Annotated in this window: 14 protein-coding genes; 4 read left to right on the top strand and 10 right to left on the bottom strand. The window is 56.9% G+C overall.

Translation table 11 applies throughout. The features are described 5' to 3' along the window. Positions 1 to 26 precede the first annotated feature (26 nt). Positions 27 to 2,459 carry a phenylalanine--tRNA ligase subunit beta gene (gene pheT / locus ABD796_RS07475; RefSeq protein WP_344905307.1) on the bottom strand — a complete coding sequence of 811 codons (2,433 nt, stop codon included), beginning with the start codon at positions 2,457 to 2,459 and terminating at the stop codon, positions 27 to 29. A 24-nt stretch (positions 2,460 to 2,483) separates the two neighbouring features. Continuing rightward, positions 2,484 to 3,518, bottom strand: a complete 1,035-nt coding sequence (gene pheS / locus ABD796_RS07480; RefSeq protein ID WP_344905310.1) for a phenylalanine--tRNA ligase subunit alpha — start codon at positions 3,516 to 3,518, stop codon at positions 2,484 to 2,486. 553 nt (positions 3,519 to 4,071) lie between these two features. Between pheS and ABD796_RS07485 the strand changes: the two genes are divergently transcribed. Beyond that, positions 4,072 to 5,061 (top strand): LacI family DNA-binding transcriptional regulator, encoded by a 990-nt coding sequence (locus ABD796_RS07485; RefSeq protein WP_344905312.1) that lies wholly within the window; start codon positions 4,072 to 4,074, stop codon positions 5,059 to 5,061. A 32-nt stretch (positions 5,062 to 5,093) separates the two neighbouring features. Here ABD796_RS07485 and ABD796_RS07490 read toward each other — a convergent pair whose 3' ends face one another. Both ABD796_RS07490 and ABD796_RS07495 read right to left on the bottom strand, forming a co-directional pair. Then, the gene (locus ABD796_RS07490; RefSeq protein WP_344905315.1) at positions 5,094 to 6,209 is read right to left on the bottom strand and encodes a M14 family zinc carboxypeptidase; all 1,116 of its coding nucleotides are present in this window, start codon (positions 6,207 to 6,209) and stop codon (positions 5,094 to 5,096) included. A gap of 38 nt (positions 6,210 to 6,247) precedes the next feature. Continuing rightward, complete coding sequence (locus ABD796_RS07495) at positions 6,248 to 7,579, bottom strand: ABC transporter substrate-binding protein (RefSeq protein ID WP_344905318.1); 1,332 nt, start codon at positions 7,577 to 7,579, stop codon at positions 6,248 to 6,250. Positions 7,580 to 7,890: 311 nt separating this feature from the next. Here ABD796_RS07495 and ABD796_RS07500 point away from each other — a divergent pair, with 311 nt between their 5' ends. Then, positions 7,891 to 8,811 carry a DMT family transporter gene (locus ABD796_RS07500; protein ID WP_344905320.1) on the top strand — a complete coding sequence of 307 codons (921 nt, stop codon included), beginning with the start codon at positions 7,891 to 7,893 and terminating at the stop codon, positions 8,809 to 8,811. 93 nt (positions 8,812 to 8,904) lie between these two features. Here ABD796_RS07500 and ABD796_RS07505 read toward each other — a convergent pair whose 3' ends face one another. From ABD796_RS07505 to ABD796_RS07515, 3 genes are all read right to left on the bottom strand, one after another. After that, positions 8,905 to 9,135, bottom strand: a complete 231-nt coding sequence (locus ABD796_RS07505; RefSeq protein ID WP_344905323.1) for a hypothetical protein — start codon at positions 9,133 to 9,135, stop codon at positions 8,905 to 8,907. Between the two features lie 474 nt (positions 9,136 to 9,609). Continuing rightward, positions 9,610 to 9,783 carry a hypothetical protein gene (locus ABD796_RS07510; RefSeq protein ID WP_344905325.1) on the bottom strand — a complete coding sequence of 58 codons (174 nt, stop codon included), beginning with the start codon at positions 9,781 to 9,783 and terminating at the stop codon, positions 9,610 to 9,612. 156 nt (positions 9,784 to 9,939) lie between these two features. Further along, entirely contained in the window at positions 9,940 to 11,121 is a 1,182-nt protein-coding gene (locus tag ABD796_RS07515) for an MFS transporter (protein ID WP_379116576.1), read from the bottom strand. 190 nt (positions 11,122 to 11,311) lie between these two features. Here ABD796_RS07515 and ABD796_RS07520 point away from each other — a divergent pair, with 190 nt between their 5' ends. Continuing rightward, positions 11,312 to 12,124 carry an AraC family transcriptional regulator gene (locus ABD796_RS07520; RefSeq protein ID WP_344905330.1) on the top strand — a complete coding sequence of 271 codons (813 nt, stop codon included), beginning with the start codon at positions 11,312 to 11,314 and terminating at the stop codon, positions 12,122 to 12,124. Positions 12,125 to 12,147: 23 nt separating this feature from the next. Continuing rightward, positions 12,148 to 12,504: an Rpn family recombination-promoting nuclease/putative transposase gene (locus ABD796_RS07525; protein ID WP_344905332.1), complete on the top strand. Its 357-nt coding sequence runs from the start codon at positions 12,148 to 12,150 to the stop codon at positions 12,502 to 12,504. 111 nt (positions 12,505 to 12,615) lie between these two features. Here ABD796_RS07525 and ABD796_RS07530 read toward each other — a convergent pair whose 3' ends face one another. From ABD796_RS07530 to ABD796_RS07540, 3 genes are all read right to left on the bottom strand, one after another. Next, complete coding sequence (locus tag ABD796_RS07530) at positions 12,616 to 13,236, bottom strand: YcnI family copper-binding membrane protein (protein WP_344905334.1); 621 nt, start codon at positions 13,234 to 13,236, stop codon at positions 12,616 to 12,618. Between the two features lie 80 nt (positions 13,237 to 13,316). Beyond that, positions 13,317 to 13,994 carry a response regulator gene (locus tag ABD796_RS07535; RefSeq protein WP_344905337.1) on the bottom strand — a complete coding sequence of 226 codons (678 nt, stop codon included), beginning with the start codon at positions 13,992 to 13,994 and terminating at the stop codon, positions 13,317 to 13,319. Next, positions 13,991 to 14,800, bottom strand: a complete 810-nt coding sequence (locus ABD796_RS07540; protein WP_344905339.1) for a sensor histidine kinase — start codon at positions 14,798 to 14,800, stop codon at positions 13,991 to 13,993. The genes ABD796_RS07535 and ABD796_RS07540 overlap by 4 nt, the downstream gene beginning before the upstream one ends. Positions 14,801 to 14,867: the final 67 nt, after the last annotated feature.

Here is a 14,867-nt window from a genome sequence, read left to right on the forward strand (position 1 = left end):
TTCGATGTGACCGGTCTTTTTTCCTTCTATTTGCGCAACTCTGCGGCGAATGTTTGTTCAAGCGCGGCGACGACTTTTCCGTGCAGTCCCGCAACCTCTTCGTCCGTCAGCGTCCGCTCGGGATGACGGTAGACGAGGGCGAACGCGACGCTCTTCTTGCCGCTGCCCAGCCTTTCGCCCGTATAAATATCGAAGACTTCAATCGATTCGAGCAGCGAGCCCGCGGTCTCCTCGGCTACACGGCGAATATCGCCGACCGGCACGCCCGTGTCCACCACGACCGCCATGTCCCGTCCGCTCGCCGGATATTTCGGCAGCGGCTTGTATTCGATGCGGAAGCTGGCTTGCTCAAGCAACGGCTCCAGCTCGACCTCCAGCACATACGTATCCTCAAGATCCTTCGCTTGCTGCAAAGCGGGATGCAGCTGGCCCAGACGGCCGATGACGCCTTCGCCTAACGAGATGGCGGCGGTACGCCCGGGGTGGAACCCTTCCGGACCCGCGGCCGAATAACGGACGTCGGCTACGCCCAGCACGCTCGTCACTTTCTCGAAAATGCCCTTCACATCGTAGAAATCGACCTTCTCCGGCTTGCCTGCCCAGTGCTCGGACGTCCTTTTGCCGGTCCAGACGATGCCGAGCATCAGCTTTTCCTGAGGCAGCGCCGTCACCGGTTCTTCCGAAGTTACAAACACTTTGCCTATTTCAAAGATAGCTACATCGTCCTGATTGCGGTTGCGGTTGTACAAAGCCGTGTCCAGCAAATGCGGCACCAGACTCGTCCGCAGCACGCTGCGCTCCTCGCTCATCGGCATCGACAGCGCGATCGGCTTCGCCTCGGGATACATGCCGCGGAAGCCGGCAATCTGGTCCGGATGCGTGAACGAATAGGTCACGACCTCGTTCAGACCGGATTCCGTCAGCAGCCCGCGCAGCGTGCGGCGGATAGACTGCTCGCGGGTCAGCGAGCCTGGCGTCGTCGCGCCGAGAATCGGGGTTACCGGAATATTGTCGTAGCCGTACAACCGGGCGATTTCTTCGATCAGATCGACATCGCGCGTAATATCTCCCCGGCGGAGCGGCACATGAACGAGCCATTCGCCGCCTGTCTTGTCTTCGTAAGGGAAATGCAATCGGCTCAAAATGACCTTGATCTCCAGCGAAGACAGCTCGGTGCCCAGGTAACGGTTGATCTTGTCCGTCGTAACCGCGATGACGGCGGGCTCGGCTCTCTGCGTTACGCTCTCCACGATCCCCTCGTTAATGCCGCCTCCGGCCAGCTTGGCGATCAGCGATGCGGCGCGGTCGAGAGCCGGAATGACCGCATCGGCGTTCACTTCCTTCTCGAAGCGAAGCGAAGCTTCCGAACGCAGACCGAGCTGCCGCGAAGCTTTGCGCACCGTGCCCCCGTCGAACTTGGCCGACTCGAGCACGATCGTCGTCGTCTCGGCTGTGACCTCCGAGTTGGCCCCCCCCATCACGCCGGCCAACGCGATCGGCTTCTCCGCATCCGTAATGAGCAGCATATGCGGCTCCAACGTCCGCTCCGCATCGTCGAGCGTCACCAGCTTCTCGCCTTCTTCCGCGAGCCGTACGTCGATTCGTCCGCCCGCAAGCCGATCGGCATCAAAAGCATGCAAAGGCTGTCCGTATTCGAGCATAACGAAATTGGTAACGTCGACGATATTGTTGATCGGACGAACGCCCGCAGCCATCAGACGATTTTGCAGCCATAACGGGGACGGACCGACCTTCACGCCGGAGATGCGTCTCGCCGCATAGATGCTGCACTGTCCGGGCGCGCTGATCGTGACGCTCAGATGATCGGCCGCTTTCGTCTGCGATGGATGCAGGGCAACCTCGTCCTCCGGCAGCAGCACATCGCGGCCGAGAATCGCGGCCATCTCGTAGGCCGTTCCGATCATACTCAAGCAATCCGAACGGTTGGGCGTCAAATCCAGCTCCAGCACCTCGTCGTCGATGCCCAGCACGTCCAATATGGAAGCCCCCACAGCCGTGTCCTCCGGAAGGACGAGGATCCCTTCCTGCTGCTCCTTGGGCAGCAGCTTGTCGTTCAGGCCCAGCTCCTTGGCGGAACAGATCATGCCCATCGATTCAACGCCGCGCAGCTTGGCCCGTTTGATTTTCAACCCTCCGGGCAATTCCGCTCCGACGAGTGCTACAGGCACCTTCTGCCCGGCCGCCACATTGGGCGCTCCGCATACGATTTGCAGGTCCTCGCCTTGACCGGCATCGACGGTGCAGACGTTCAGCTTGTCGGCATCGGGGTGCTTCTCGCGCGCTTTAACGAAGCCCACGACCACCTGGGTAACGCCTTTGTTGCGTTTTTCCACGACGTCCACTTCAATCCCGCTGCGGGTCAGCTTCTCCGCCAGCTCGGAGGCGGTATAGCCTTTCAGATCGATGTATTGCGACAACCATTGATAAGAGACCTTCACGTCCCGCTCACTTCCTTTCTCGCGTTAAATATGCGCAAACTGCTTCAGAAACCGCACGTCGTTCGTATAAAAATGACGGATGTCGTCAATGCCGTACTTCAGCATGGCAATCCGCTCCACGCCCATGCCGAAAGCGAATCCGCTGTATTCGGCCGGATCATAGCCAGACATTTCCAGCACGCGGGGATGCACCATCCCGGACCCGAGAATTTCCAGCCAGCCGGTATGCTTGCACGTCCGGCAGCCTTTGCCGCCGCACATCATACAGGAAACGTCGACCTCGGCGCTGGGCTCCGTGAACGGAAAGAAGCTTGGGCGCATGCGGATGCTTGTCTGCTTGCCGAACATTTCCTGCACGAATTGCAGCAAGGTCCCTTTCAGATCGCTCATACGGATATGGCGGTCGATGACCAGTCCTTCGATCTGCGTGAATACATGCGAATGCGTCGCGTCGTCGTCGTCCCGGCGGTACACACGGCCCGGGCAGATGATCTTGACCGGCACTTCGCCCTGCTTCTTCTCCATCGTCCGAACCTGTACCGGCGACGTATGCGTCCGCATGAGCAGCTCCTCGGTAATGTAGAACGAGTCCTGCATGTCGCGGGCCGGATGATTTCTCGGCAAATTGAGCGCTTCGAAGTTGTAGTAGTCTTTCTCGACCTCCGGTCCTTCCGCCACCGTATAGCCCATGCCGATAAAAATATCCTCGATCTCCTGAATGACCTTGTTCAGCGGATGAATCGCGCCGTGAGACGCGGGACGGCCCGGAAGCGTCACGTCGATCGTCTCCGCCTTCAGCCGGTTTTCCGTCTCGGCCTGCGCGTAGCCGTTCTGCTTCGCCTCGATCACGGACTCGATCGCGGCGCGCACATCGTTGGCTACCTGGCCGATGACCGGACGCTCCTCCGCGCTCAATGCGCCCATGCCGCGCAAAATTTCGGTAAGCGGTCCTTTTTTGCCCAAATATTTGACCCGCAGGTCGTTCAGCTGCTGGGCGTTCTCCACCCGCTCCAGCTCTTGCAGCGCTTCCGCTTGAAGCGCAAGCAGACGTTCCTTCATCGTAATCCCTCCTGCTTCGATTTCCAGCCCACAACGCAAAAAAGGCACCCTCCTCCCGATAAGGGACGAATGTGCCGCGGTACCACCCTTGTTAAGACGTCCTCCCCGCATCCGTCCGTTGAACGAACGTTGGAAAATCCGCTTCGCCTCAGGCGAAACGAGCGATGGCAAGACAGTCTTCGCTTTGCCGAAAGTTAACGGCTCGGAACCGGTTCTCTCTACTTGCCGGGGCGGGGACGAGACGGGGCCCGAAGGCTTGCCGGTCCGGCGTTTCCGGTTTCAAGAGACTGCTCGGGAGCGAACTTCGGCAGCCTGTTCCGTTAGGAGCGCTCTCAATCCATGGCGCTCCCTCCCTGTAAGGAGGCACTGCTTACTTTTCTCCGTCAACGCATTTTTGGATATATGTAACGTATTATATGCAAAATGGCGAAAAGATGCAACAAGCGCCGGCTTTCCTGCCGCTTTCCTGCGCTAATCCGGCGGCCCGAGCGATTGATTTCAGCAAGGATATACGATATTCTTACTCGAAAGAACGTTATCGAGGAGACCGGATATGATTACGCGCAAACAAGTTGCAGAGCACGCCGGTGTATCCGTTGCCGCCGTTTCTTACGTGGTGAACAACAAAAGCGGGGTCGGCGAGGCGACGCGGCAAAAAGTGCTAGAGGCGATCAAGGAGCTCGGCTACCAGCCGAATTTTGTGGCGCGAAGCTTGAAAACAAAAAAGACGAACCAGCTTGCGGTTCTCGTCAACTATCTCGGCAACTCGTTCGAGGCCGGGATTTTGTTGCATCTGGAAGCCCGGGCGCGCGAGCACGGTTACTATATTGTATTCCAGACGTATTCGCCCGAGACGGAAGACGAATTCGTCCGGTTTACCGCCGGCCGCGCCGACGGCGTCGTCCTGCTCGGCCAGCGGCTGAAGCCCGAATCTCTTGAACAGTTGGACAGACTGAACCTCCCGGTCGTCTCCATTATGAAGCCGGCCGGCGGCGAATCGCCCGTTCCGTACGTCGACATCGACTGGACGGAGGCGATGCGCAAATTGATTGGACATTTGAAGGAAAAGGGACATACGCGGATCGGGTTTATCGGCGTGGACATGCCGGACCACTATTTGAACGTACGCGAGGATACCTTTCAACAAGCAATGAAGGAGGCCGGTTTACCGTTCTTGCCGGAGCAGACGCTGAAGGGAGACGGGAGGCTGGAATCCGCATTCGAGACGATGAAGCTGCGCCTCGCCTCCCCCGCGCGGAACGAATATACCGCCATCGCAGCCGCCTCCGACTTGATGGCCGCAGGCTTGCTGAGCGCGGCTCGGGAGGTCGGCATGCAGGTTCCGCAGGAGCTGGCGGTTGCCGGCTGCGAGAATATTCTGATGACGTCGCAGACGACGCCTGGCATTACGGTGATCGACTACCCCCGGAAGCAGGTTGCCGTACAAGCCATCGATCTGCTCGTTCAGCACATAGATGCCCCGGAGGAGGCGGCGGTCGCCCTTGATGCCGACCTCATTATCCGGCCTTCCACCTGTCCGTAAGCCGTCGTTCGGCGGCGGCCCGGCGGCGACGGTTATGGAGATTCCAGCAGGTAGGCTTCAAGCGCCTTTGCCGTATCCTCTCCGAATTGCCGGCTGTTTTCGATGGTAATCGCGATTTCCCCTTTACCGAAATAAGGGAACTCCAGAGTAAACGCTAACCTGGCGCCGGCTCTCCGAAAGGCGGCGCTGGCATTTTTGCCGTGAGGCTGGTTCCATTCCACTCCCATATCGATATCGTCGGCAGAGCGATGCCGGATGGCGTCGGGAGTCGAACGCGCCGCGGTGATCCGCTCGAGATGTAGGCTCAATCTTTCGATCTCTCCCTGCACCGGCGGGTCTTGTTTGACAAGGAAAGGAACGTCGTTGCGGCCCCCCCACTTGTAAGGCCCGTGCAGATCGATACCCGCCGTCGGCCGCAACTGCCGCGCATACTCGATAATAGCCGTCGTGGAGCGGTAAACGGGCGCTTCGGTATAATCGCGGTTATGATCGTGCGGAGACCTCGACTTGCCCTGATCGCCGTTCTCCACCCCATCGATATCCACGAACGGAATATAGTGAAACAAGTACTCGTTCAATACCTGCGATTCGGGCTGCGCCAAGTAATAGTTCAGCAATCCTTCCATTAAATAGGAGGGTGTCGATTCGCAAGCATGGTGCCGGCAGGTCACAAGAATATGTTGGCTCGCGCTCGGGCTGCCGACCCGAAGCAGCGGCACGCTGCGCAGCTGCTCGGACTGCGTCAAGACATCGCGGCGCACCCGGGGATCGGCGGCAATGCCCGAATAGAACCGTTCGAAATGATGCTCCTGATACGGCAAAGAGAAGGCAAAGTAAACCTGCTTCATCGTCTCTGTAAACCGGAACCGGAACGTCGTGCGCGACAGCAGCGAATCGCTTCCGAGCCAGCTCCAGCTTATGCCGTCGTCGCTTACTGCCGGGCCCCATGGGCCGACGACTTCTCCGTTCACAAACTCGAACACGGTCTCCTGCTCGCTTCGGGACACGACAGTCGCGCGGAAGTTCCAGTAAAACCACCATTCCGTCGTATCCCGAATATCTTGCTCCAATCGAATGAGCCCTTCCTCCGCAGAAACGATGCGAATATTGCCGCCTGCATAATGGCAGTCGATCCGGATAGGAAGCATCTGGAATCACCCCGAACTGTTCGATTTTGTAAGCGTGTTCATTTGATTCGTTCCGTTTCGACCATCTTGTTGATTTCCTCGTCCGCCTGCTGTAAAGCCGTATTCACATCCACATTGCCTTTAATGTATTCGTTAATTTTGTTCAAGACGATTGCCTCGGCTTTCGCTTTATAGATGGAAGCGACGGTAGTCGTCTGGGCTGGCTTGCTTTTAAAAATACTTTGCAGTCTTTTGTTTTTCAACGCCGGGTAGTCTGCCCCGAACACTTGCTTGACGGCGTCGCTCTTCAAAATCGGCATGGTCGCCTGCCTGCTCATCGCGGTCTGGAACTCTTCGGACGAAGCGACGTCGAGCACCTGCATCGCCTGTTCCTTATGCTTGCTGATGGCCGAGATCATAAGCACCCGTACGCTGATGCCGCCGTGAATATTCGGTTTATCCGGAAAACTCGGGTATTGCGCCATATCCCAGTTCAAGTCTAGGTTTTTGGGGTCCTGCAGCGCGATGACGCTGTTCAAGTCCAGCAGCATCGCCAGCGTCCGGTCTTGAATGAACTGGTTTTTCGCCGGCTTCGCGATCTGCTGGTTGCCGGGAATCGAGTAGATGGACTTAAGCAGCTCGAAGGCCAGTTTATACTGGTCGTTAATAACGGTCGCCTTATTCGTAGCCGCATCCACAGGAAACAGGGACAACCCTTGGGTAACCCAGATGGAGTTTTGCGATTCAAGTCCCCGGTACTGCGTGCCGCCGTCCATCCGGGTTACTTTGCGGGCTACGTTCAGGGCGTCGTCCCAAACCATCCCGTCCTGCGGGTAAGGAACGCCGAACTTGTCGAACAGATCTTTATTGTAGTACAGCCCGTGAAAATCGGTCAGAAACGGAATTCCGTACAATTCGTCCTTCTCCGCGCTTCTTACTTTTACGTCCGCAATATGGCCGGGCTCGATGCGGCTCAAATCGATCATCTGCGATTTGACGAGCGGCGTCAAATCGTACAGCACATTCATCGCTCTAAGCGCGTTGATGTTGCCGCTGTACGTGAACATGATGTCGGGGGTCGTGCCGCCGGCGACCATGCCTTCGACGGTATTGTCCTTGCCCGGCGGCATAATCTCCAGCGTAATGTTCGGGTATTTCTTCTTGACGTGCTCGACCAGCATATCCCCGATCTTCTGATCGAGTCCGACCCCGCTTGTCGAAAGCGTCAGCTTGACCGGATCGCTGCTGATCTTGGGCGGCGGCTTGTCGTTCGGTGCCGCGGACTTGTCGTTCGGAGACGGGGTGGTTTGAACCTTCTCGTTTCCGCAGCCGGCAAGAGACAAAGCCGCCACCATGCAAAGCCCTAACAATGGAACCTGTAACTTTCTCAAGGCCAACACTCCCTTTTATAAAATAAACTTACTCGTGTAAGCTTTTCTACAAGACCGATTATAAAGGTGTTCCCGCCTGATTGCAATACCATAATTTGCCGGGTTTTTCTCATGATGTGCAGCAGTGCTCGAGCGCATCCGGGGAGCGATTTTCGCCACCCATATTTATCTTTACGCGAAGCTCTTTATCCCCTAGTATGGAGCTAGCTAGTACAAGACCAGCAGATTCGGACGCCAAGCGGCACCGACGGAACAGGACCGGAAGACGGTGCGGCTGTTTCCGTGCCGCCCGCGTAAAAATGGGGAGCAGTATGGGGAAATCATCATTTTGGTACGTAGCCGGACTTGTTTTTGTTGCGGCGGTTTGGGGAACGAATTTCGGGATATCCCGGCTGGCAATGGATACGTTCGATCCGGCATTGTTTACGTTTTTGCGGTTCGGACTGGCCGTGCCGTTCTTCTTCATCATCTTGAAAATACGCGAGGGAAGTATCGGCGTATCGTTCAAAACGGCGCTCCTGCTCATGGTCATCGGCCTGTTCGGCGTTACCATGCTGGAAATCGCCGCCATGTATTCGATCAAGTATACGACGCTGGCCAACGCCTCGCTGTTGAGCGTCGCGCCGTGGCCCATATTCGCCGCGCTGCTGGCCCCGCTGTTTTACCGCGAACCGGTGTCCTCACGGCTGCTGGCGGGCGGGGCTGCCGCGATCGTCGGCGTCTCGCTTGTTATCGTCGGAGGCGGCGAAGGGCTCGATCTTTCCTCGCAGAATATGCTCGGCAACGCGCTTGCTTTTGCAACCAGCGTGATCGGAGCTTTGTTTAATCTGGCCTGCATGCCTCTCATGAAACAGTATTCGGCCCTTCGCGTCAGCGCGTGGTTCATTTTATTCGGCAGTCTGTTCATGTTCCCGTTGACGCTTGGTTCATGGGGAAAAGTCGACTGGGCAGGCCTGACGGCTGCAAACGGTTTCGCGATTTTATACAATGTCCTGTTCTGTACGGTCATCGCCTTCGTCGTCTGGAACAGCTGCATGTTCAAGATCGGTGCGGCACGCTCCAACTTTTTCCGCTATGTCGTGCCGGCCGCCGCGGTCGCTGCAGGCTATGTGCTGTTCGGCGAGCAGATCACCGTATGGCAGATCGCCGGCGCGTTATGTATGGCGGGAGGTTTGGTGTGGATCAGCTTGGAGCCCAAGAAGCGCCTTCCTGACAAATCAGTCCCGATGTAAGGTGGATATTCGTTTCTATCGCGCTATCATGCAAAAAAACGGCCGTTCCTCGGGCGCTGAACCCGGGACGGCCGTTTTTGAATGGTTAGTGATTTAGTAGAGCGACAAAGCCAACGAATCTTCTTCCCTGAAGCTATGCAGAATCGCTTCTCCACCATCGATCTCGATACTGATCAGAGAAGCCAAACATTTTTTCATGGCCGACTTGCCGGTGGCGAATTTCGTCTCCAGCGTTGCCAACAGCAGTTTGAACGATTTTGGGGACGTTGCGTTTATGACATACACCGGAACCAGCTTGTTTTGAAAATGAATGATTGTTTTCATGCGAAATCCCCCTCCGTTTAACGTACGGACGAACGAAGCTTCGCAACCCACGATGCGACCGGCCGTTTCTCCGGCCAACTCCCGCTTGATACCGCGAATACCGCTTTGCGACGACGCTTCATTCGATACTCCAAATTCATGTTGGAAACATTTTAAACTGCAAATATTAAAACAACCTTAAGAAAGTTTTACACAAGTGTGAAAATATCGACAATTTCGTTACAGAGTCTGAAATCGCAGACCCTTTCAGGCTCCATCGCTATTTTTACCGATCTTTTCACATACAATATATTCCATCGAAATGACGTTTTTCCTGCCGGCCTACCTGCACAATTGTACCTTTTTCACAAACGGGCTCAAGTCCGGCCCTGTTCGCCGTCCGGCTCAGACCGGATTTGATTATCGCTGTACCGATCTTCTCTGTGCAGCCATAGAAGACAGCCTAAGACGGCAGCTTCGTTCCATCGATGCCCTTCAACAGCTCGCTAACGTTGCCGTCCGGGACGATGGCGATATTGTTGCTGTCTGACGTATACTGGAGCCGGTCTTCTTCAGCAAAGTCAGCTTGGCGTGAACGGTGCCGGGAGGAAGCAGGGCGTTAGCCAACAGCAGCGTCTGCGTCATAACGGCCAGCCGTATTCTCCGCATATGCACCCTCCTTTTACCTATCATACGCCTCTTAAATAAAAGGACGTAAAACCCGCTGTTCAGGTTGCATCCAAAAAGGAAAAACCGTCCGGATCGGATCCGGACGGAACAAGTCTTGCTATGAAAAATTGTATGAACGACGCAGTCAGCTCCCTTTTACTCGTGGCGCCTGTCTTTAGGCAGCAGGAACGCGACGACGCCGAGCAGGGGCAGGAAGGCGCACAGTTGAATAACGAACGGGACGCCCGTCACATCGGCCAGTCCGCCGAGCGCGACCGAGCCGATGCCGCCCATGCCGAACGACAGCCCGAAGAACAAGCCCGCTACCGTTCCGACTTTGCCGGGAAGCAGCTCCTGAGCGTACACGATAATGACCGAGAAGCCCGACATCAGGATAAGGCCGATCGGTATGCACAGAAGCATTGCTGCGGTCGGGCCAACATAAGGCAGAAACAGCGCAAACGGTGCGGTTCCGAAGATGGAAAACCAAATGACGCTTTTGCGGCCGATCCGGTCGGCGAGCGGTCCGCCCAGCAGCGTGCCGAGCATGCCGGCGAATTGCAGGACGAACAGACAGATTTGCGCTTTTTCCAAGGGCAGCCCGTACCGCTCCATATAATAAAACGAATAGTAGCCGTTCATTCCGGCCAAATAGACGAACTTGGAGAACAGCAGCAAAATCAGCACGCTGATGACGAAAACGACGGTTTTCCGCTCTACCGCCGGTTGCGCCTGCTGCGCCGCCCCCGCGCTCGCTATCTTCGCTTCGGCCAAAGCGGCATGAGCGCGAATGACGCGTGGACGATACCAGCGGCTAACGCCGTATTGAATGGCAAGTCCGATCAAAGCCAGTAGCGTGAACCAAAGAAAGCCATGCTGGCCTCTCGGCGCCAAAATAAACGCAACCAGCAGCGGCCCGAGCGCCTGGCCGGTATTACCCCCTACCTGAAACACGGATTGGGCCAGACCCCGACCTTTGCCCGCAGCCATATGGGCGACGCGCGACGATTCCGGATGAAGCACGGACGAGCCGATGCCCACCGCCGTCACGGAAAGCAGCAGCGTGGCCAGGCTGGAAGAATAGGCGAGCCCGATCATGCCGAGCAGCGAGAATATCATGCCGAGCGGAAGCAGCGAAGGCATCGGTTTCTTATCCGTGTAAGCGCCGATCAACGGCTGAAGAATCGAAGCCGTGACGTTCAGCACGAACGCCACCCATCCGATTTGGCTGAAGCTCAAATTCATTTGTTGCTGGAACAGCGGGAAACCGGCCGGTATGACCGTCTGCATCGCATCGTTGAACAGATGCGCCAGACTTACTCCAACCAGGGCGTACATCGAATACGACCGGGTCCGTTCCGCCGTTTTTTCCAACGGCGTTTGCAGTTGTGTTTGCGTTTGCGGCTGCATTAGGCTTCTCTCCTCTCTCTTTGTAAGTTTTATCATAGAGAAAAGGCGTCGGGCTGTCGTCGCGATTGTTGCTTCTAAAACGCGCAATTTTTGCTATACTGGCATCAGGTGAATGTTTATGCAAATACGAATTGCAACTACGGGCATGGAGTTGTGGAAAATCGAACACGAGTTCACGAACGTCCCCCATGTCCACGACAACTGGCTTCAAGTAACGGTGCCGATCCAAGGCACTTGCCATTTTACGCATGAACGGCGGGAATACGCTTTGCAGGAAGGCTGCGCCCTCGTCCAGCATCCTCACGAGGAGCATCATTTTCGTACGGCTGGCGGAGCAGGCGTCATTATTATCCAGCTGCAAACGGATATATGGACAGGAGGGGTCGCTCCAGCCCCCGAGCTCTCCTTGCGGCAGTACGTCGATCCGCACGACATTCGCAGCCGCTTTCGCGGATGGACCGGCCGTCTGCTAGCCAGCGATCCCGTTGATCCGATCGCCCAGCAGGAAACCGAGGCGGATATCGTGGCGTACCTGCATCATGCGCTGCGGGGGAATATCCGTCCTGCGGAAGCAGACATGCCGACCGTGCGGCAGCGTACCGGCGATCCTCATCTTGCCCGCGTGCTCGATTATATTCACACCCACTACCGGTCTGCGCTGACCTTGGACGAGCTGGCCGCGTTGGCGCTGCAAAGCCGCTACCATTTTATCCGTTCGTTCAAGGCTTCCGTCGGGATGTCTCCTTATCAGTACGTGCTGCGGGTGCGCATCGAGGAAGCCAAGCATAAGCTGAAGACGTCCAACATGACCATCGTGGACATCAGTGTCTACGTCGGGTTCTCGTCCACGAGCCAGCTCCATCGAGCGTTCCTGAACGCCGTCGGCATGAGCCCCGAGCTGTACCGCTCGCGGATGCGGGTGGGAGGGTAAGTTCATGAAAGACGCCAAAAAACTTGAACGATCCGCTGCATCGATGGATGCTGTTTCTCGATGAGCGTCTGTCGGAAGAGCAGGTAAAGGAGTTGACTCGGATGGACCCCGTTATTCGCAAAACGGAAGAACGGCTGGAATGGCTGAGCAACGACGCGGAAACCATTAGGCTGTACGAAGCGCGGGAGCACGCTCGCATTGAATTGAACAGCATGCTCGCCGATAAGGAGCAGCAGGGCATCGAGAAAGGCATTGAGAAAGGCAAAGTCGAGGTTGCCCTGGAGATGCTGCGCGATGGACTCGAGCTCGAGGTGGTCGCCCGGTTCACTAAGCTGCCTATTGAAGAATTAAGGCGGCTCGATGCACACAATAGGAAATAAAAACACGCTCACGCTCAAGAAAAAAGGACCTCTGATGCCACTAACGAAGTGGAGTAGAGGTCCTTTTTGCAATATCTCGGATCAAGCGAGCCGCGGAAAATCATAGTGCGCTTATTTTTTCTTCAGGAGCGCCACCAGAAGCGCGAGAGCCCCCAGCACGACAGCGGCGATCGACAGGTACAACGGTGTCTTCGACTCGGAAGAGTCCGACGCTCCCGCTGCCGGGGCGGATGCTCCCGTATCGTGGCCGTGGGAATCGGCGCCTGGAGCGGCGGCTTTGATTTTCGTAACCGAGGCCGGTTTGTCCGAGCCGTCCGCACCGACCCATTCTACGACGCTGCCGTCCTTGTACGTTTGATAAGCTTTCCACGACAAATCCTTGGCGTCGTTTTCCACTTTGCCGGACATTTTGAACTCGCCGAATTCGGTCGCGCCGAAGCCGTCTCCGGTAGCCGTCCAGACGACGCTCGTAATTTTACCCGTACCGTCCTTCGTTACGTCGTATTTCCAGCCGAATTTCGGTTCGAACCGCGAAACGGTCACGCCGGCAGGAAATTTCACTTCAACCTTGACCGTCGCAATCTCCTTCTCGGTCGGCACCCGGAGTGTAAACACCTCGTATTTGCCTTGCGTCGATTCATTGGGAAGCACTGTGACGTGCGCGCTAGCCATCCCCGCGAACAGCATCATCGTCATCAAGCAAACGGCGAACAGCACCGCTGTTTTTTTCATTTCAATCAGCCCCTTTTTTAATTTGGTTTCCATGTACCACTGTAACGAAAAAGCGGGACCGTGAATATGACTCGACCGGGCTATTTTTCGCCGCGTTTTTGACTGAACTGTGTCAAGCCCTGGCGGACCGCGTACGCCGTCAGCTGTACGCGGTTCTCCAGCTTCAGCTTATCCAGAATGTTTTTAATATGGTTTTTGACCGTATTCTCGGCGATGACCAGTTGTTCGGCGATTTGCCGGTTCGTATCCCCCGCGGCGACGCGCGCGATCAGCTCCCGTTCCCGCGGCGTCAACACGCCGACATCGGCTTCGTCCGTTCCGCCTCCGCCCGCTCCTCCGCGAAAATGCTGAAACAGCTTGTCCGCCATTTGGCGGGACACGGCCGCATTGTCGTCCAAGAGCGCCCGCAGGTAGTGCATCCAGTCGTCCGGGTCCATATTTTTCAGCAAATAGCCTTGTGCCCCGAATTGAATGGCGGTGAACAGATCGGCCACATGATCGGAAACCGTCAGCATGACGACCCGCACATGCGGGTACGTCTGCTTGATGCGCCGCGTCGCCTCGAGTCCGCTCATATCCGGCATGCTGATGTCCATCAGCACAAGGTCCGGCTGCAAATTGCCGCACATGGCGATCGCCTGCTCGCCGCTCGCCGCTTCGCCAATCGTCTCGAACAAAGCGTCCTCCTCGAGCAGGCTGCGAATCGCCTGCCGCGCCAGCGGATGATCGTCGGCAATCAATACGCGATAAGCGCTCATCGGCGCCTCCCCTCCTTCCCGCCTTCCATCCTAAGCTCCGTTCCCCCGTCGGGGAGCGGCGCTACCCGGAGCGAAGCCCCCAGCTCCGCCGCCCGCTTCCGCATCATCGAGATGCCGTATTTGCCCGCATCCGGGGGCGGCGAAGCGATTCCCACTCCGTTGTCGCGCACGGTCAACACCCATCGGTCACGGTCATCCCGAGTCCAAGAAAGCACTGCCCTGTCCGCTCTGGAATGCTTGCGGATATTCGTAAACGCCTCCTGCACGATGGCGAACAATTGAACCTCCTCGGAAAACGTAAACGTGCCGGCCTCCCATTCTCCCTGCCGCTCGGCTTCTACGCCGGAGATCGCGCTCCACTCGCGCAGCCAGCGGTCCAGCCGCTCCGGGAACGTTGTGCCGTCCTCCGGCTGCGACCTCAGGTTAAAGATCGCCTGACGCAAATGATGATCGATCTCGGACACGACCGACCGCGCCTCCGCCGTCTTCCCCTGCTTGAGCTGCACGTTGAGGAAAAACAGCATCTGCGCGATATTGTCGTGCAGCTCCCGGGCCAGCCGCTCCCGCTCCTCGTAGACCGCGCTGCGCGACTGTTCCTCGGCGATCGTCCGGTTCATCGCATGAATTTTACGGAACATCCAGGTCGAGAACCAGTAGGACAACAGCAAGGTCAAAATAATAATGTAAAAGTTGCCGACCTCCATCGATAAATAATGGAGCAGCAGCTCGTGCCGAATCAGCTCGAAGCCGCCGATCACGATCGCCGGCAGCAAAATCGTAAACAGCTTTAACCGTTCGAACGACACGCGTCCCCACCTCCGTCTTCTTGTTCCCGCACGAGCTTGCCTGCGTCTTGGCGTTCCCAAAAAAGCC

Origin of the sequence: Paenibacillus hodogayensis, assembly GCF_039536325.1 — a bacterium.
GTDB classification, from domain to species: domain Bacteria; phylum Bacillota; class Bacilli; order Paenibacillales; family NBRC-103111; genus Paenibacillus_AB; species Paenibacillus_AB hodogayensis.